Raw genomic sequence first — 17,955 nt, forward strand, 5'->3', positions numbered from 1 at the left:
TGGAAGCCGGTTGTCTGTAAAACGAATCTCGTCCAACGCAGCCAGGTCTAGACGCTCCGCTACCTGCGCGGAGGTCGTTTGCGTGAGGCCGGTGGCGGCGCCAACCCACCGGCACCAAGGAGAAATGCCATCAACAGCAGTGCAGTCCGCATCGGACGGGTGGAGAGTGAATTGATGCTGTCAGCTACTGATTCCAACAGCCGGAGGATGCTCGACCCGTGTTTTCTCCTCGCTGTTTTTTGCTCAAGCTGGGGCGGCATGTACACGGTCGGAGAAGTTTGACTGAGCACGCCGTCCGTAAGCACGAGACGACGGTCTGCTGCAGCGGGAACTCTTTCGTCGTGCGTGATGACGACGATGGCAATGCCACGACTGGCCATGTTGCGGAGATCATCGATAACGCGGGAGGTGTTCACAGAGTCCAAGTTGCCGGTTGGTTCATCGGCGAGCAGGATCCGGGGGGTGGTAGCCATGGCTCTTGCGATCGCAAGTCGCTGACGTTCGCCTCCAGACAGAAGCCTCGCTTGAACACTGGCTCGATGGGAAAGACCGAACTGCCCAAGTGCTTAGCTGACAGGGTTGCTGTTGTGATACTTGTCCCGCAGGGGCGGTGGGAGGACGATCGAGTTAGCTACATCGCGGATACCGCGTGCGGTGCTGTTTTGTGGCGGCCTTGAGCCGTATCCGAAAACCAGTGCTCATCGACTAGCCGTGAGCCGGGACCGTTGTTCATGGGAGCGTGAATCCAGCAGCAACGTTGGCCTCGGTTTTGTACACGGACAGTTCATGAACGCCGTGTGCAGAGGCTTTGTTTATTGTCTCTCCTACCCAATACCCTGGCGAAGTGAATACATTCGATGGGGAAGTCGGGCGCACAGCGCTCCCTGAAGGGCTTTACGAACTCCTGCAAACGAGGCGTCTGGAAGCCAAGCTCGCGCTAGTCCCGGAACTCAGCGCTACAGTCGACGCGATTCACGAAGACGACGCCCCGGACGTACTCTCTCGCCACATCGCCGAAGTAGTCAGAGAGGCGCTCACGGCTGCCAAGCCAGAGGAACGCGTCAAGCTAGCCAACCGGCTCCTGTCTCAGGTACAGGCCGACAACCAGATCACCCCTGGCCCACGTCAGTTGCTCTCGTTGCACCGACTGGACGCCTTAAAGCGCCGCCAACTCAGACGGCCCACCACGAAACTCAGTGATTCTGCGCTGCTCACCAATGGCAAAGAAGATCCCAATCTTGCAGCTGAACTTCGATCCGAAATTGAATCGGCAAACACAGTCGACCTGCTTTGCGCCTTTGTGCGATGGACAGGTCTGAGGATTCTCCAGCCAGCCCTTGAAGAGTTGCGAGATCGTGGTGTGAAGTTCAGGGTTATCACGACCACCTACATGGGAGCCACCGAGCGTCGGGCCATCGACGAGCTCGTTCGCCGTTATGACGCTGAAGTAAAGATCAGCTATGAAACTCAGGCAACACGCCTACACGCGAAGGCGTGGCTCTTTCGTCGGGACACCGGCTTTGACACAGCTTACGTTGGCAGTTCGAACCTGAGCCAAGCGGCGCTCCTGGACGGTCTTGAATGGAACGTTCGGCTGAGTTCGATTGCGACGCCTGCACTGCTCAAGAAGTTCGAGGTCACTTTCGACAGTTATTGGGAACAACGGGCATTCCAGAGTTATGACCCCGATCGTGACGGTGACAAGCTAGACGCTGCGTTGGAACGCAGCGGGGGCAAGCGCACGGCTGCTCAAGATGCAGTCACAGGCCTCGAGATCGTGCCGTTTCTTCATCAGGAAGAAATGCTTGAAGACCTCGAAGCTGAGAGGTCAAAGGGATTCCACAAGAATCTTCTGGTGGCCGCTACCGGGACAGGTAAGACAGTCATCGCAGCGCTAGATTACAAGCGCCTCTGTGAAGCGGCGGGCAAGCCCTTATCCCTGCTCTTTGTGGCTCACCGACAAGAGATCCTGAAGCAATCCCTACGGACCTACCGAAACGTCATGCAGGATGGCGCCTTTGGTGAACTCTTTGTGGGTGATCACAGGCCCCAGCGGTGGACGCATCTTTTCGCTTCAGTACAGTCTCTTGCGTCGCTTGGGGTCGACAAGTTTGAGGCCAGGAAGTTCGACGTCGTCGTTATCGACGAGTTCCACCATGCGCTGGCACCTACATATCGCCAACTACTCGACTTCCTGCAACCTCAGCAGCTCCTAGGTCTGACTGCTACGCCGGAACGCGGCGATGGTGGCAACGTTGCCGACGAATTCTTCGAGGGGCGAACGGCCAGCGAGCTACGTCTTTGGGACGCGTTGGACGCCGACCTGCTGGTTCCGTTCCATTATTTCGGTGTCTCCGATGATGTCGATCTCAGCCAAGTGGAGTGGAGGCGTGGTAACTACGACACCTCGCAACTCGACCGGCTGTACACGGGCAATGATGCCCGCGCCGCGAAGGTCATTCGGGAACTTCGGGACAAGGTCGTCGGCACTGAACACATGCGCGCCATCGGCTTCTGCGTTTCAGTCCAGCACGCCCACTACATGTCGAAGGTGTTCAATGACGCCGGCATTCCGTCCGTTGCAGTTGACGGTGGCACCGATGAAGCTGAGCGTACTGGCGCTTTGGAACAGCTTCGCAATCGAGAGACCAACTGTATTTTCGCCGTGGACATCTTCAATGAAGGCCTTGACGTCCCCGAAGTGGACACCATCCTCATGCTGCGGCCTACGCAAAGCGCCACAGTCTTCCTGCAGCAGTTGGGTCGTGGGTTGAGGCGAGCGGACGACAAGGCCGTACTAACGGTCTTGGATTTCATTGGCCAGCAGCGCCGAGAGTTCCGTTTCGATCTGCGTTACAGAGCGCTTACCGGCTATGGACGAAAGCAACTCGAAAAGGCTGTCGAGGAAGAATTCCCGTATCTTCCATCAGGGTCCCAAATTGTGCTGGACCGCGTGGCGCAGAAAGTCGTCTTGGACAACATCAAGGCCCAGCTGCGCTTCAATCGGAATCAGTTGGTCAGAGACGTGGCCTCGTATGGGGAAATCGAGCTCGTCGCATACTTACGTGAATCAGGCAACGACCTGAAGACGATCTACCGCTCGACCCGTGACTCGTGGACGGGCTACCTTCGCCAAGCCCAGCTCATTGAGGGATTTTCTGGTCTTGAGTCAGTGCTCAAAGGTGTCCACCGCGATCGTTCAGGTGCCCACGAAAAGAAGCTCCTTGGGCGGATGGCTGCTCTCATCCACGTCGACGATCCGGAACGGGCGGAAGCGTATGCCATGCTCGTGGATGCCGACGCACCCCGCTATTCACAGCTGAGCATTCGAGAACAGACGTACGCGCGAATGCTGTTTTACACGCTTTGGGACGATGGCGGCGATTTCAAGACCTACGACGACGGTCTCGACCACCTTCGTCAATACCAATTTGTCTGCAGCGAGATTCGCCAGATCGTCCGTTTGGGAGTGATGGCCTCGAAGCACGTGGCCAAGGGCTTAGGTGCCGGGCTTCAACACATACCCTTGTTGTCTCATGCGACATACCGACGTGAGGAGATTTTAGCGGCGCTTCAGTATGGGTCGCTGGAGCTGGGAAAGAATGTCCAGCACCGCGAAGGTGTAGCTTGGTGCCCTGCAACGGCGACAGACGCTTTCTTCGTCACGCTCAATAAAGATGACCGGAAGCACTCGGCAACCACGATGTACAAGGATTACGCGATCAGCCCGGAGCTATTCCACTGGGAGTCGCAAAACAGTACTGCGCCATCCAGCCCGGTTGGAAGGCGTTATTTGGATCGGAAGCTGCACGGCTCTCACATCCTCTTGTTCACGCGCGAAACTGCTGAGGACGAAACAGGCTTGACCGTTCCATACACCTGTCTTGGGCCGGTTGACTATGTCGAGCATTCAGGCGAGAAGCCCATCGCGATTACCTGGAAGTTGCAGCGCCAGATGCCGGCGGACGTTTTTGCAAAGGGAGCGGCAGTGGCGCAGTAGACATTCAAGAAATCCAGTGGTGCGGGCTCGCGGAGAGCGTCCCAGTACGATGGCGAGCAGATGGGGGAGGTCAATTGCGTGGGTCAACTGCGGAATGGACTCTGACGGGATACGGGAGTCGCGGTCAGGGTCACTATGCCGAATAATATGTTCGAGCGCTAGCGAGCGCCGGTGGATTAAGTGTCGGCAAGTCGGACCCTGAACCCGGTGCACTTGCTTTTATCTCGTAGGGAACTCCGTCGACAGCAGTCTCGGAACTCTAGAGAGCCTGTCCGCGATGTCCCTGGACGGATCTGGGTTGCTGAGCCCTCCGACCCCGTAAAGGACCGGTTTCGCGGGCGCGCTGAGTTGCTCGTGGTCCAGGTGATACTTCTCAAAATCGCGCAGCACCGCGTTGACTCCTGCAGGTCGCTTGGCCATCCACCGCGGCGGGGCACCCGCCGACGGTGGCTGAACGACGAGGTCGGGCCTTACAGCCAGCCTCGTGAACGCCTCCATGAACTGCTTTAGCGGCAGCGATTCGAGTTCTTCAAACCGCTTCCACAATTCGGTGGTATTGATGCCGTGGGCCGGTTCATAGTTGCCCACGTCCAGCCACTAGCAATGGACGGGGCCTGGCTGCCGTTTCCGAGGACTATTTCGCTTCAACGTCGCCTGGTCTATCACTGCCCATGTTCGGTGCTGGCGCACGAGATTGTGTCGGCGCCGTTGGCCAAAGCGCGGTGTGCACCGTCACATATTGACTGTGATCCGGCTCACCGCTTTAATAAACGAACGCCATTCATTTACAGCTTGTACCGGGTTCTCCTCCCCGGTTAGCGAAGGGCTGGCAATCCCAGCTCTGGCGCAATTCCCAACATCTCGGCATTAGATTTAGGATCCCCGATGACCCCCACATTTGATACTGATACACCGGCAGGCGAGAAGCCTGTGGGGCCAGCTTCCACTCAGACTCCAGCCCAGGGTTGGCGCCGAGTCCTCGGCGTTCCCTCGCTGGTGTTGCTGGGATTGGTCTACATGGTGCCGCTGACGATTTTCAGCACCTACGGCATTGTGGTGGAGTTGACGGGCGGGCGCCTTTCGGCCGCCTACGCTGTGACGCTAGTGGTCATGCTATTCACCGCGCGCTCGTATGGCCGGATGGCACAGGCATTCCCGTTCGGGGGATCGGCCTACACCTACGCGACGCGATCGTTTGGAGCCGGGCTTGGCTTTATGGCGGGGTGGTCCCTGCTGCTGGACTACCTGCTGCTGCCGATGATCAACTACCTGCTTATCGGTATATACATGGAAGCGGCATTCCCAGCGGTCCCCGCCTGGGTGTTCATGGTGGTCTCGATCCTGGCCGTGACCGTGCTGAACATCCTGGGGATCACGGCGATCGCCAAGGCCAACTTCGTGGTGGTGGGGCTCCAGGCGCTCTTCATTGTGCTGTTCGTTGCGCTGGGACTGTCATCCATCACTGGTGCCAGCAACCTCGACTTGATGGCCCCGTTCACCGGCGTCGATGGGGCCGAGGGCGTATCACCCATTCTGGCGGGCTCCGCAATTCTGTGCCTTTCGTACCTGGGATTCGACGCCGTTTCCACCTTCGCTGAGGAGACAAAGGACCCGAAGCGCAATCTGCCCAAGGCCATCATGCTAACCACTGTGCTGGCCGGTGTGATCTTCCTAGGACTCGCGTATATCAGCCACCTTGTACTCCCGGTCAGCACATTCAATGATGTGGACGCGGCGGCCATCGAAGTCATTGGCGCGGCGGGCGGAAACCTTCTCGTTGCCTTCTTCACCGCCGCATACATTGCAGGAAGTCTGGGATCGGCGCTGACGTCTCAGGCGTCCGTTTCGCGAATCATTCACTCGATGGGTCGTAGTGGTGTCTTCCCTGCTGCACTGGGTCGGCTCCACGCTCGATTCCGCACACCCGTGCTTCCAATTCTCTTGACATCAGCCGTTTCGCTGCTGGCCTTTGTACTTGATCTCCTGACTATTTCATCGCTGATCAGCTTCGGTGCGCTGGTCGCTTTCTCGGTGGTCAACCTGGCCGTCATCAAGCACTACTTCGTTGACGAGAAGGCACGCGGAGCCCGGGGCGTGGTTCATAACTTTGTGCTGCCAGGCATAGGTTTTGCCTTGACGGCCTGGCTCTGGACGAGCCTGAGTGGGTTGTCGTTCACGTTCGGGCTCGCATGGGCAGGCGTGGGTGTGGTCTATCTGGCCTTCCTGACTCACGGATTCCGCAAGCCTGCGCCGCAGTTGGAGCTCGAGCAAGCTTAGAGGCAGCTGCTTTCGGAAGTCATCCTCGACGAGGACGCTGCCCAGGTCACAGGATCTTCGACAGCCGCACGCACTCTTCCCACAGTCGCTTCCGGGCGTCGGTATCAGAGCCCATGCCCGGCGTCGACAGTTCCTTGCGCTTGGCCCAGAGCTTGCCGGTGACCGCTGCAGCCTCTGGCGAGGTGGCCAACCAAACGGCCGTGTCAGCTGCCTTCTCTGCCGTCTTGCCGAAGGTATTTGTCACCCATCGGAACGGCCCGCCAACGTCCTGCAGAAGACCGGTGTTCTTGACGAGGCCCGGGTGCACTGCGTTGACCACCACGTTTGATCCGCGAAGGCGCTCTGCGAACTCTTGCGTCAACAAAACCCGGCCGAGCATCGTTGGCGGGGTTGAGCGAAGGTAGCTGTAGCTGCCTTCCGCAGTTTGAAGGTCGTCGAAATCAATCTTGGTCACTGAGGGCCCGCCCGAATACTTGGAGGCGATGTTTACGATCCTCGATGGATGTCCCTGGTCCCTGCTCGCGCCACGTTTGAGCGCATCCAGGAGCAGATTCGTGAGAAGGAAGTAGCCCATCACGTTGGTAGCGAACGTGAGCTCGAGGCCATCCGCGGTCACGTGGCGTTCCTTGCGGAAAACGCCGGCCGCGTTGACGAGGACGTGCAGCTCATCGTGGCGGGAAAGGAACTCCTCAGCCGCCGAGAGGATTGACGCCTGGTTTGAGAGATCGCAGGCAAGCGGCTCGAGGATTGCGTCCGGGACTGCGGCCCGAATGTTGCGCACAGCCTCTTTTGCCCGAGCTTCTGTCCGTCCAACCACGACGACGGTGGCACCTTCGCGGGCCATAGCAGTGGCGATGGCCTTAGCAAGGCCACCGGTAGCGCCGGTAACGAGCGCTGTTCGTCCATTTATCGAGGCCATGGCTTGATCTCAGCACGAAAGGGCGGGTTTTGCGAGGGTCCTGCGATACTTGCTGAGCGGACAGTGGTTACTTCTTGGGCGGACGCGACTTTGGCGCTTTCGGCGGGAACGAGGCCACATTGTCAAAGGCTTTGGCCACCCAGGGCTCGGCCTTCTCAGCGTCATCGTTCCAAGCTGCGGGAAGACCTGTGTATCCGCCCATGGGACGTTCTTCAGGGCCGAACGGTTGAGTTAGGTGGTTAGCCTCGAGCTCAGCTTTGTCACACTCGGAAAGGCGGACGCCGATGGTGGGGCCGAAAAGCCCAGCAAACATGTTGCCATTCACGAAAGCGCCAAGATTGCCGAACATCGGCTTGACGATGACATCCGGATGATCGGGCAGCACCGAACGGAAGCGTTCCTTATCGGCGTCAGAGGGCTTGGGCATCTGCATTGTGGGTTCTCCTATGTGGCTTTGCGAGCGGCCCCTTTGCTTGATCCTGTAGTCGCGCCGTGGGAAAAGCAATACAAAAATGCATGTCCTCGACAGTTGCGACTTCGTCACGACACCGGCTTGGGGAGTGGCTGTCAGCCTTAGCTGGAGCCGACGATTGACAGAGATTGGCCGCCCGAGGTGTGCCAGGACGTTGATATATTTCTTGGTCAGTCCGAACATCGGATGGATAAATATTTCCCAGCACTAGCCATCTGCTCAAATCTCTGTAGACTAGTTGGTGTTGTTGTGTTTGGCATTTGGTAGTTCAGGCAGTCCCCACGATCCTTCCGGATCGTGACTTTCTGAAGTAACTGTGGAGAACACCCCACACCCGGAGACCCGAAAGTCGGGACAATCTCCACCTTCAGTAAGGACTGAAAAAATGGCTACAGGTACCGTAAAATGGTTCAACTCCGAAAAGGGCTTCGGCTTCATCTCTCCTGAAGATGGCAGCCAGGACGTTTTCGCTCACTACTCTGCGATCAACTCCTCGGGCTACCGCTCCCTCGAAGAGAACCAGAAGGTTTCCTTCGACGTCGAGCAGGGCCCCAAGGGTCCCCAGGCAGTAAACATCCAGGCTGTCTAGTCTTCGGATAACTCAAAAAGCAGGGCCGGTCACTGACCGGCCCTGCTTTTTTGTCTGCCCTCAGCAAGAAGATGTCTTCTAGTGCTTCTTTTGGTCATAGAACATATATCCACATAGTGAATTACACCCATGTAATTCACTTCCGGCTCTCCGTACCGTGGGACGTAGTCCACCCGCAGAGCTGAAGGAGCATCCTCATGGATCGCCCGATCTTCGAACAGCCCCACCACCTAGACGCCTCGCGCCAGCACCTAGTTTTGCCCGAATCACCACCTAGACTGTCCGAAATCGGTCTGTGCAAGGCCGTTTTGCCACCTAGTCCCGTTTTCAAGATCTAGCCTGCGAAGTGAGCCTCATGTCGGGCATCCACAAAAACAGAAGGCTAGGTCGCGTGTTCGATTCAGAGGTTCAGCGAATCCTCGACTTTGTTGCCCGCGGCATTGGTGTCAGGGTTGTTGGCGCACCGGGTAGCGGTAAGACATCGGTAGTACGCAGCGTCATGAGCAATCTGGAGAAGACTGGCGTTTCCGTGCACTTCATCAGTGGACTTCGTACACACCGCACCATCCCCTACTCGGCCATCAAGGGGCTCGGACTGGAAATGAGGCCTGGCCGCAGCGGTGTCTTCGACATCGCTGATGTGTTCTCCAGCCAACTGGCCAAGGCCGGCAAACACCTGCTGGTTGTTGACGATCTCCACCTGGTGGATAGCGAATCCTTGGCAGTCCTGGAGGCTGTGAGGCGGAGATCCGATTGTCCTATGGTGGCCACGGCCCCGGAAACATGGGCTTTCTCCAGGGGTCAGTTGGCCGTGCTCAACAACGGTAGGGAGGCGCACCTGCAGTTGGATCCACTCCACTATGAGCAGGTCCACCTACTGATCGCGCAGGTTCTTGGTGCACCCGCAGACGCAGACACAACAGCGCGCATCCTCACCAAGTCGGCCGGAAACCCGCGGCTCATCGTGCGGATCGCAGAGACCGCCTCGCTGAGCAACCTCTTGGTCATGAAGAACAAGCAATGGTGCATGACTGCCGACACCCTATGGAACGAACACCTTCGCGGCACGCTGGAGGCCCTCCTGGCTGAACTGAGTGCTGAGGAGTTCACGGCGCTGCACATCATGGCGATTCTCGGTACGGCACGGGTTGATGTCCTCCACAAAGTCATCCAGCCCGATGCCTTGGAAGGCTTGGAGCGCAGGGGATTTCTGTCCGTCCTGGCGGACCACCACAATGGCTCAATAGCGGCCATTAGTCCGCCCGTCATAGCTGACTACTTCCGAGGGAACAAGAAGCTCCGGGACCGCAAACTGCTCCGCAGCAAGATCGCCGGCGTCCTTGAAGCTGCCCCTCAGGTGGCCCCGGAGAAGCACACCACGGCAGACTGCCTCTCCCGCGTGCTTTCATCTCTTCGTCTGGAGAAGGGCGACGACGACGCAATAACTTCCAGGCACTTCCACGACCACAACGCGGACCGGGAACACATCCGCTTCGAACGCTGGCAGGCCAACAAGTCAGCCGCCAACGCCGCAGCACTCCTCCGCATGTACTGGGGTGCTCCCGTGAATGTGGAGCGTGCCAGCCTTGTCTGCGCCGAAACAACAGATTTCGACGCCGACCCCAGAGACCGCCTGTTTGTCACCATCACTGAGGCCATGCTTGCGATCCACACGGGCCGCGGGCCAGGTGCCGCCGTCGACATCCTCCAAAAGTTCGCCGGGGACAATCCGCAGCTGGTAGCTGAAGTCGAGAATGCCATTCTGTTCATCAGCGCTTCCCACGGCAGGGTTCCAGCTGATCCCGCTGACGAGCCAGGCGTTTCTGGCTGCCAAGGATCGGGAATGGGAGTGTTGGTCCATGGTTTGCTTGAGTTGTACCGCTTCAAGCCAGCTGCAGCATTGGAAGCCGTTGACGGTGCAGGCGACGATGATGCCTTTTCTCATCTTCGGCCGTTCATACACGGCTTCGCCCTCTTTGCCGCCGGACGCGTAGAGGAGTCGTTGGTCTTCGCCCTGGACTGGCGGGCAGAAGCGCGCAAGAATCTGGACCAGTTCGGCGTGGTTACCAGCAGCTACGTGGCCGCGCACGGCCTGCTCTACAGAGGACACTTTGAAGAGGCCGAGTACCTCATGAGCAGTGTCTTTGCGATGGGCCGGCCGGGCTTCGTCGTCGACTCGCTCTACGACGCCATGCTCAGGTTGGCTGGGCTCAGGCACGCGACGACTGCCATAGTGCCGACGCTTTCCATAGCTGCACAGGCGCGGACGGAGGTGCCGGACGTTGGTCCGATACCCGGCATCGGCAAGGGAGCCTACGAGCTCATCGCTCACCACAACGCCCAACCTTCGGTGTTCGATCGAAAAGCCGCCAAGCTCATTAGGCGGCAGTTGAAGAGCGGCTACGTCCTTGAAGCCATGATGACTGCGCTGCTCTGTACGTGCCTTTGCCCGGGCCGACCAGTTTTGGATCTGCTGCAAAAGATCCTGCGGGAGAGCGGCGTGACAGTCCATGACCAGCTCATTGCCATCGCTACCGCGGTGGTTGAAGGTGACCATAAGCTGCTGGGGCTGCTCCTCAAGCACTATGAACCTGACATCGACACGTACCAGGTGGGAATGCTGCTCCGAGGAGCCCTCAAGCGCCACGTAATCGACGGTGATGCTGCCGCAGCCGACGCCATGGCGCAGGCATCATCCGTCTTCGCTGTCCGCTTCCCATCGGCCAACGAGCAGCTCTCCTTCAATTCGTTCAGGACCACGCCGCTGACCGAACGAGAGATCGAGGTCGCCGTCTTAGCAGGACACCGCACCAACGTGGAAATCGCGGAACATCTCGGCATCAGCGCGAGGACAGTCGAAAACCACATCTCCAACGCGCTGCGGAAGACTGGTGCAACATCCCGCAATAGTCTTTTCATGCTGGTGGGGAATTCACTTCCGCCGCGCTGACCCGGGATAGGCTGGATATCCGTGAGCAACTCTCCGGCTTTGGCCCGCCGACTAGGCACGTTCGACGCATCGCTGATCGGTTTGGGATCAATGATCGGTGCCGGTGTGTTCGCGGCGTTCACCCCAGCCGCTGCTGCCGCGGGATCTGGGCTGCTGATCGGGTTGGTAGTGGCTGCCTTCGTCGCCTTCTGCAACGCGACCTCGTCGGCCCAACTGGCTGCGGCCTATCCAACGTCCGGCGGTACCTACATCTACGGTCGGGAACGGCTCGGTCCTTGGGCCGGGTTCCTGGCAGGATGGGGATTCGTCATCGGCAAAACGGCGAGTGCCGCTGCCATGGCGATGACCTTCGCCGCCTATGCCGCACCGCAAGGTTGGGAGCGGCCGGTGGCGATTGCCGCCGTCGTGATTTTGACCGCTGTGAATTATCACGGAGTGACCCGCACCGCCGGGCTGACGCGCGTGCTGGTGGTCGCTGTACTTGCTGCCCTGGCGATTGCTGTCGCGGCGGTCTGGGGTGGCTCCGGTCCTGACTTTGACAGCTTTATGGGCGAGGGGCTGCTGGCCCACGGCTGGTACGGCATCCTGCAATCAGCGGGGCTGCTGTTCTTCGCGTTTGCCGGGTATGCGAGGATCGCGACGATGGGTGAGGAAGTGCGTGAGCCCAAGCGCACCATACCCCGCGCGATCAGCATTGCCTTGGGGATCACCATCGTCATCTACGCCGTCATAGCGGTTGCTCTGCTGGCGGCTCTTGGCCCCGACGGCGTGGCTGCTACGGCGACCCCCTTGGCCGACGCGGTTGGTGCAGGCACCTTGGCGTGGGCTTCGCCCGTCGTCCGAATCGGTGCCGCTGTTGCTTCTCTGGGAGCGTTGTTGGCACTCGTCGCAGGGCTTGGCCGGACGAGCCTGGCCATGGCCCGCGAACACGATCTTCCGCGCTGGCTCTCCGCTGTGCATCCGCGCTACAAGGTCCCGCATCGTGCTGAAGTCACGTTAGCTGTAGTGATCTGTCTGGTTATCGCAGTCGCTGATCTTCGCGGTGCTATTGGCTTCTCGTCATTCGGAGTGCTGCTCTACTACTTGGTGGCCAACATCGCCGCCTACACTCAGCCGTCGGAAGACCGCCGCTACCCAAAGTTCCTTCAGGTGGCTGGTGCTGTTGCATGCGTGGCTCTTGTTGCCACCCTTCCGCCTGTATCAGCCGGGCTGGGTGTGCTGATGTTCGCGGTGGGCATCGTGTACCGCCTGGTGCGTCTGCGGTTTGATCGCCGCGCCAGCTGATGTTCCGGCTGGGCACGGCCCCATCTGGGGGTAGTCGGATGGAGCCGTGCCGCAGTGCCTCCTACGCGTGGAGCGAGTGGGGTAACCCGCCGGACACCGGGAATCCCGCCCCGAGAGGCACAAAAAGAGACTATGACCGGCAATCGGCCTCTAGGTGCTCGAATCCTCAAACTAGGTGGTCGGGAGACGCATAATTGGGGGTAAATTCATCAAAAATAGGTGCTGAGCGGCAGCGTCTAGGTGTTGGCCCGGCGTCGAGCGTTCCTACGTTCCACGGACTCCATGTAGGTGACGATGCTCGCAATAGTCAGGGCTACAGAGCAGACAACAGCCAGCGCAGTGGACGCCTCCTGGAATGGCACCACCACCAGAGGGCTCAGCATCATGGCATTGCCAAAGCCGGATGCAGCGAAGAGGCCTGCTTTAAGGAGCAGACACGTGAGCGGTTCGGCAATCAACATCGCTACGGGCGCCACAACTCCCAGCGTCATTGTGAGAACAACAGCCGTGGTCCGCAAATCTGAAGGATCAAGGATTTCCAGGCCTTCTGGAGGGGTCGCAGTTCCTAACAAGGTGGCCGACACCGCCGAGCAAACAGCTATGACGCAGGTGATGATGCGAAGCGCTGCTGGGTAGAAGTGCGTGATCACTGGTAAGTCCTTGTCGTTGTAGTTTCAACCCCCGTCCGTAGTGGTAGTAGTCCGTACCAATGACATATGACGCGAAACTTCTCTTCGCGCCGGCAGAATGACGGATATGGAGTCACCCACCACCGTTCCAGCCGTTGAGTTGCGCATTTCAATCAGTGACACCGTGCCACTCATCTGGCGGCAACTCGGCCTCCCCGAAACCGCTACTGTCGCCGGCCATGACCGCGCGGGCGAGAAACGCATCATTATGGGAGTCGACGATGGCGACGGTCCGGCTGGTACTGAGCTCGCGGCTGCTGTGCGGCTAGCTGAGCTTTTTGACCCGCACTCGCCTGGGTTGTCGGACCTTGAGTACGACTACGATTTCGGGGACAGCTGGACGCACAAGATTGAAGTTGTTGGACCAGCCGTGCTCCACGAGAACACCATCACCTGCCTTGACGGAGCTATGCGGGGGCCCATAGAGGATTCAAGGGGAGTGGGTGGGTATGCCAACGTGGTTGCCGTTGTGTCCAACCCCAATCATCCAGAGCACAGGGAAGCCGTGGAATGGCTCGAGTTCGTGACGCAGGAACGTGTGTCCAAGTTTGATCCGGCTGCTTTCGACCTAGAGGCAATCAACGGGCAGCTCCGCAGTTTGGCGCAACGGTGCTGGCCAGGCGAAGTGACGACCGCCGACCAACAAGCGGTTCTTGGTCCGATTCTTTGGTTCCTCAACGAGGCACGTTCTGACGGGTTGCCGTTGACGTCGGCCGGCTATCTCAAGCCGGCGTTTGTGAAGCGGGCGATGACTGAACTCGGCTGGGATGACGAGTGGATCTCCGCAGGGCGGGTCGAAGTAAGCACGCCGCCCATCCGGAACCTTCGGGAGCATCTGCAGGAGTGGAAGCTTCTCCGAAAACTAAAGGACAAACTGCTCCTGACACCCAAGGGACGGAAACTGGTGGGGGATCCCGCAGCCCTATGGGATTTCCTCGCCGACCAGTTGGCGAATCCGGACACCGATGCAGAGAAGATCGCAACGCCCTTGCTGGTGCACTGGGAGCTGACCGGAGACGAGCCGCCCTACGGGTTGAGGGATCAGGTGCTTCAGCCAGCGCTTCATCAAGCTGGGTTGCGGACCAGATCGGGCCACGGTGAAATACCGCTGTCCTGGGCTACCGACCTGTACTACGACATCAACCGAAGCCTGCACAGGTTGGAGCTTTGGGAAGGCATCAGCTGGGGGCGGTCTGACCAGAAGTTGTCCGACGCCGGCGTCAAGTTCCTCCTCGATGTCCAGAGCCGCTGGGACGGCCGCAACGTCTAAGGCTGCGGCCGCTCCAACTGCCGGTTACCTCTCGCAGCCGATCCCATCATTGTCATTGCCGTCGAGCTGGTAGATATCCGTACCGATCACGGTTACAGGACCCTTCACGTAAGCCGGACCGTTGCCGCTGCCACCGGCACAGTCCACATCGGAGGCAATAGGTACGCATCCGGAGTAGTTTGGGTCGCAACCGCTCTGGGCAGGAGGCGCAGCCGGAGCTACTTTCGGCTGGATTTGCGCTGCGGCAGCGTCCGCAGCAGCTTTGTCTGCGGCCGCTTTGTCGGCAGCAGCTTGAATGGCTGCTGCGGTCTCGGCGGCAGCCTTGTCGGCCGCGGCTTTATCTGCCGCTGCCTTGTCCGCCGCGGCTTTATCTGCAGCCACCTTGTCGGCCGCAGCCTTCTCAGCAGCTGCCTTTGCCGCCGCTTCCGCTGTTCGCTGATCGGACAACTTCTTGGCGCTCGCAGAGTCCAGCCACTTCAATTTGCCAGCGTGGTCGACGGCGCAAACAAACGTCTCACCCGCGGAAGTCTGAGTCGCCTTGTCAGTTGTGCAGACCGTGCCAGCGACTTTGCTGGGTGTCGGAGAAGGAGTTGCGGAAGGAGTTGCCTTCGTACTGTTTACAGAGCTGGCGCTTGAAGGCGCTCCCGGAGCGCACGCTGTGGCCGCAACCAGCAGCGACGTCATGGCCACCAGCCCCAGTGCTTTTCGCCCTTGCGACCACGAAGAGTTGCTTAGGAAATGCCAGTTTTTGGTCATGCGAATAGAACGCTTTTTCAATGAATTGCCCCCTTGTAGATGCGCCGATGCGATGGCGCGTGCAGTGACCATAACACCGTGCCGAACCGCAAAGGGAGGCGGAGTTGTCTATGACTTAGCGCGCTGCGTGCTTTTTCCTGTCGGCGGGCTTGGCCTGGCCTCCGTCAGCGCCGACAACCGAAGCACCCGTCCCCAACCCGCGGACCGTCCAACCTGCGCTCCGCCAAGCTTCAGCGTCCAGTACGTTGCGAGCGTCCAGCACCATCCGGCGTCGTACGAGTGCTCCCGCAACAACGGGCGAGAGCGACACGTATTCGTCCCATTCGGTGAGCAGCAGCACCAGTTCGGCGCCTTCGAGGGCGCGTTTGGTGGATGCTTCGAAGCGGATTTGCGGGTAGCGGATCCAGGCATTGTTGATGGCTTTGGGGTCCGTGACGGTCACGTGTGCGCCGGCGGCCGCGAGCTGTTGGGCGACGTCCAGGGCGGGGGAGTCGCGGATGTCGTCGGTGTCGGGCTTGAACGCGGCACCAAGGATGGTCACCGTGCGGCCGGACAGGAAGCCGCGGCACATCTCACGGGCGACCTCAACGGCGCGGGAACGCTGGTCCAGGTTCACCGAATCAACCAGGGCCATCCACTCATCCACCGACGGCACCGAAAGTTCGCGCGCCTGGGCACGGAATGACCTGATGTCCTTGGGCAGGCAGCCGCCGCCGAAACCGAGCCCGGCGTGCAGGTACCTGCTGCCGATGCGCGGATCCAAGCCCATCGCTTCGCTGAGCTCGCTTACGTCGGCGCCCGACGCATCGCACAGCTCAGCCATCGCGTTGATGAAGCTGACCTTCGTGGCCAGGAACGCGTTCGACGCCGACTTGATGAGTTCCGCCGTCGCGAAATTGCAGACCAGACGCGGGATACCGGCGCTGATCAGCGGCTCGTACACCGCATCCAGCACTGCAGTAATCGGCGTACCCGCTGCGGCGCCCTTGCCGCCAGGAACGCCGTAAACCAGGCGGTCAGGCACCAGCGAATCCTTGACGGCCGTGCCCTGACGCAGGAACTCGGGATTCCAGCCGAGCAACACGTCCGAGCGACGAGCCAGGATCGCGCGGAGCGACTCCACCGTGCCTACCGGCACTGTTGATTTTCCGACGACGGCGGCACCCTTGGTCAGGTGCGGCAGGAGGCTCTTCGTAGCGCCCATCAGGTATGAGAGGTCGGCTGTATCTGAGGTCTTGGACTGCGGTGTACCCACGCAGAGGAAGTGGACTTGGGCATCAGCGGCAGCCGCGAAGTCCGTGGTGAACACGAGCCGGCCGGTGGTGCGTCCATCCTTGAGGAGCTCATCCAGTCCGGGCTCGTGGAAGGGCGCCATCGCCTTGTTGAGCTGCTCAACCTTGGAGGAATCGACGTCGATACCCACCACGGTGTGGCCCATCGAAGCGAGCGTCGCTGCATGGACTGCGCCTAGGTAGCCGCAGCCGATCACGGAGATCTTCATGAGGAGGGTCCTTTGCTTGAGGTGAATTCGCTGGGCCCGGTTGTTCCGCTGGGCACGCCGGAGATGATTTCGTTGTAATGGCGCACCAGGTCTGCGCTGAGGACGGGCCACGTCCGGCCCTGCACCGAAGCGGTAGCTGCCGTTGCGAACGCGCGGCGCTTGGCGTCGTCGCCGATCAGGTCCTGCACATAGCCGCGCAGCTGGCCAAGGTTGCCGGGCTCATACAGCCAGCCCGTGCGTGAGTTCTCGACGAGGTCCAAGGGGCCGCCGCGGCCGGTCGCGACCACAGGAACACCGGATGCCATGGCTTCTTGGATGGTTTGGCAGAAGGTCTCGAACTCGCCGGGATGGACGAAGAGGTCGAAGCCGGCGACAGCTTGAGCCAGCGCATCCCCGCCGAGGAAGCCGGCGAAGTGGGCGTTCGGCAGGGCCGCTTGGAGTGCTTCACGTTGCGGGCCATCACCAACGATGACCAGTTTCGTGTTCGGCAAATCCGCCAATACGGCCAGATCCTCAACCTGTTTCTCGACGGCGAGCCGGCCGACGTAGCCGATGATGCGGTGACCGTCGGGCGCCACCGAGCTGCGCCACGCCGTCGAGCGCTTAGCGGGATTGAAACGCGCGGTATCCACACCGCGACGCCACATGTCCACGCGCAGGATGCCGCGTCCGCGCAACTGGTTCAGCGCGAACGTTGACGGCACCAGGGTTCGGGTGGCCAGGAGGTGGATGTTGTCCACGCGGTTCCAGGCCCAGTTCTCCAGGAACGGCACACCGTAGCGGGCCGCGTAGCTGGGAACCTCGGTTTGGTAGATCGCGACAGTCGGGATGCCGAGCTGATGAGCGGCCTGCACGGCGCGCCAGCCGAGGACGAACGGGGAAGCGAGGTGCACGACGTCAGGGGAGAAATCGGCAAGGATTCGCTTGACCCGATTCACACCACCCAACGCAACCCGCACATTCGTGTAACCGGCCAGCGGCACCGAAGGAAGCCGATGCACATACGCACCCTTCTCGACGCTCGAAACATCAGTGTCCGACGTCGACGGCGCGATCACCATCACCTCATCCCCGCGCTCCTGCAGATGCTCCAGCACCCGCAGTATCGAGTGGGTTACCCCATTCATCAGTGGCAGGAATGATTCGGCGACGATTGCGATCCTCACGCCTTCAACGGTCGTCGCGGCTGTTGGCTTTGTGGGTTCGAACGGGTGGCCTGTGAGGGAAGAGTTGGTTAACAGGTGGGTT

Annotated in this window: 14 protein-coding genes; 6 read left to right on the top strand and 8 right to left on the bottom strand. The window is 60.0% G+C overall.

Annotated elements, in window-relative coordinates; all coding sequences use genetic code 11:
* Positions 1 to 59 precede the first annotated feature (59 nt).
* Complete coding sequence (locus KCX59_RS06315) at positions 60 to 473, bottom strand: hypothetical protein (protein ID WP_434122634.1); 414 nt, start codon at positions 471 to 473, stop codon at positions 60 to 62.
* A 371-nt stretch (positions 474 to 844) separates the two neighbouring features.
* On the opposite strand from KCX59_RS06315, the gene KCX59_RS06320 reads away from it, so the two are divergent.
* A complete protein-coding gene (locus KCX59_RS06320) occupies positions 845 to 4,000 on the top strand; it encodes a DUF3427 domain-containing protein (RefSeq protein WP_370629237.1) in 3,156 nt (1,051 codons plus the stop codon).
* Positions 4,001 to 4,219: 219 nt separating this feature from the next.
* Here KCX59_RS06320 and KCX59_RS06325 read toward each other — a convergent pair whose 3' ends face one another.
* On the bottom strand, positions 4,220 to 4,588 hold the full coding sequence (locus KCX59_RS06325) for a hypothetical protein (RefSeq protein WP_179019353.1): 369 nt from the start codon (positions 4,586 to 4,588) through the stop codon (positions 4,220 to 4,222).
* Between the two features lie 297 nt (positions 4,589 to 4,885).
* On the opposite strand from KCX59_RS06325, the gene KCX59_RS06330 reads away from it, so the two are divergent.
* On the top strand, positions 4,886 to 6,277 hold the full coding sequence (locus KCX59_RS06330; RefSeq protein WP_179019351.1) for an APC family permease: 1,392 nt from the start codon (positions 4,886 to 4,888) through the stop codon (positions 6,275 to 6,277).
* A 46-nt stretch (positions 6,278 to 6,323) separates the two neighbouring features.
* Here KCX59_RS06330 and KCX59_RS06335 read toward each other — a convergent pair whose 3' ends face one another.
* Together KCX59_RS06335 and KCX59_RS06340 are read right to left on the bottom strand one after the other, a co-directional pair.
* Positions 6,324 to 7,196, bottom strand: a complete 873-nt coding sequence (locus KCX59_RS06335; RefSeq protein ID WP_179019349.1) for an SDR family NAD(P)-dependent oxidoreductase — start codon at positions 7,194 to 7,196, stop codon at positions 6,324 to 6,326.
* 67 nt (positions 7,197 to 7,263) lie between these two features.
* Positions 7,264 to 7,629 carry a TfoX/Sxy family protein gene (locus KCX59_RS06340; protein WP_178997722.1) on the bottom strand — a complete coding sequence of 122 codons (366 nt, stop codon included), beginning with the start codon at positions 7,627 to 7,629 and terminating at the stop codon, positions 7,264 to 7,266.
* A gap of 424 nt (positions 7,630 to 8,053) precedes the next feature.
* Here KCX59_RS06340 and cspE point away from each other — a divergent pair, with 424 nt between their 5' ends.
* From cspE to KCX59_RS06355, 3 genes are all read left to right on the top strand, one after another.
* Complete coding sequence (gene cspE / locus KCX59_RS06345) at positions 8,054 to 8,257, top strand: transcription antiterminator/RNA stability regulator CspE (protein ID WP_024819996.1); 204 nt, start codon at positions 8,054 to 8,056, stop codon at positions 8,255 to 8,257.
* A 391-nt stretch (positions 8,258 to 8,648) separates the two neighbouring features.
* Complete coding sequence (locus KCX59_RS06350; protein WP_370629037.1) at positions 8,649 to 11,207, top strand: LuxR C-terminal-related transcriptional regulator; 2,559 nt, start codon at positions 8,649 to 8,651, stop codon at positions 11,205 to 11,207.
* A gap of 21 nt (positions 11,208 to 11,228) precedes the next feature.
* Positions 11,229 to 12,491, top strand: coding sequence for an APC family permease (locus KCX59_RS06355; protein WP_179019347.1), 1,263 nt, complete (start codon positions 11,229 to 11,231; stop codon positions 12,489 to 12,491).
* A 236-nt stretch (positions 12,492 to 12,727) separates the two neighbouring features.
* On the opposite strand, the gene KCX59_RS06360 is transcribed toward KCX59_RS06355, so the two are convergent.
* Positions 12,728 to 13,141: a hypothetical protein gene (locus KCX59_RS06360; RefSeq protein WP_178997725.1), complete on the bottom strand. Its 414-nt coding sequence runs from the start codon at positions 13,139 to 13,141 to the stop codon at positions 12,728 to 12,730.
* Positions 13,142 to 13,247: 106 nt separating this feature from the next.
* Between KCX59_RS06360 and KCX59_RS06365 the strand changes: the two genes are divergently transcribed.
* Positions 13,248 to 14,450 (top strand): plasmid pRiA4b ORF-3 family protein, encoded by a 1,203-nt coding sequence (locus tag KCX59_RS06365; protein WP_179019345.1) that lies wholly within the window; start codon positions 13,248 to 13,250, stop codon positions 14,448 to 14,450.
* 24 nt (positions 14,451 to 14,474) lie between these two features.
* Here the strand turns inward: KCX59_RS06365 and KCX59_RS06370 are convergent, their stop codons facing one another.
* From KCX59_RS06370 to KCX59_RS06380, 3 genes are all read right to left on the bottom strand, one after another.
* Positions 14,475 to 14,930, bottom strand: coding sequence for a hypothetical protein (locus tag KCX59_RS06370; protein WP_306294713.1), 456 nt, complete (start codon positions 14,928 to 14,930; stop codon positions 14,475 to 14,477).
* Positions 14,931 to 15,321: 391 nt separating this feature from the next.
* Positions 15,322 to 16,707 carry a UDP-glucose dehydrogenase family protein gene (locus KCX59_RS06375; RefSeq protein WP_179019341.1) on the bottom strand — a complete coding sequence of 462 codons (1,386 nt, stop codon included), beginning with the start codon at positions 16,705 to 16,707 and terminating at the stop codon, positions 15,322 to 15,324.
* Positions 16,704 to 17,873 (bottom strand): glycosyltransferase family 4 protein, encoded by a 1,170-nt coding sequence (locus KCX59_RS06380; protein WP_178997729.1) that lies wholly within the window; start codon positions 17,871 to 17,873, stop codon positions 16,704 to 16,706. Before KCX59_RS06380 ends, KCX59_RS06375 begins: the two co-directional genes overlap by 4 nt.
* Positions 17,874 to 17,955 lie beyond the last annotated feature (82 nt).

It is taken from the genome of Paenarthrobacter nitroguajacolicus, assembly GCF_051027655.1.
Lineage (GTDB): Bacteria > Actinomycetota > Actinomycetes > Actinomycetales > Micrococcaceae > Arthrobacter > Arthrobacter nitroguajacolicus.

Excerpts from the sequence above, each read along its gene's own strand:
- KCX59_RS06340 (WP_178997722.1), bottom strand. The coding sequence starts at position 7,629 with ATGCAGATGCCCAAGCCCTCTGACGCCGATAAGGAACGCTTCCGTTCG.
- KCX59_RS06375 (WP_179019341.1), bottom strand. The coding sequence starts at position 16,707 with ATGAAGATCTCCGTGATCGGCTGCGGCTACCTAGGCGCAGTCCATGCA.
- KCX59_RS06335 (WP_179019349.1), bottom strand. The coding sequence starts at position 7,196 with ATGGCCTCGATAAATGGACGAACAGCGCTCGTTACCGGCGCTACCGGT.
- KCX59_RS06330 (WP_179019351.1), top strand. The coding sequence starts at position 4,886 with ATGACCCCCACATTTGATACTGATACACCGGCAGGCGAGAAGCCTGTG.
- cspE (WP_024819996.1), top strand. The coding sequence starts at position 8,054 with ATGGCTACAGGTACCGTAAAATGGTTCAACTCCGAAAAGGGCTTCGGC.
- KCX59_RS06365 (WP_179019345.1), top strand. The coding sequence starts at position 13,248 with ATGGAGTCACCCACCACCGTTCCAGCCGTTGAGTTGCGCATTTCAATC.
- KCX59_RS06315 (WP_434122634.1), bottom strand. The coding sequence starts at position 473 with ATGGCTACCACCCCCCGGATCCTGCTCGCCGATGAACCAACCGGCAAC.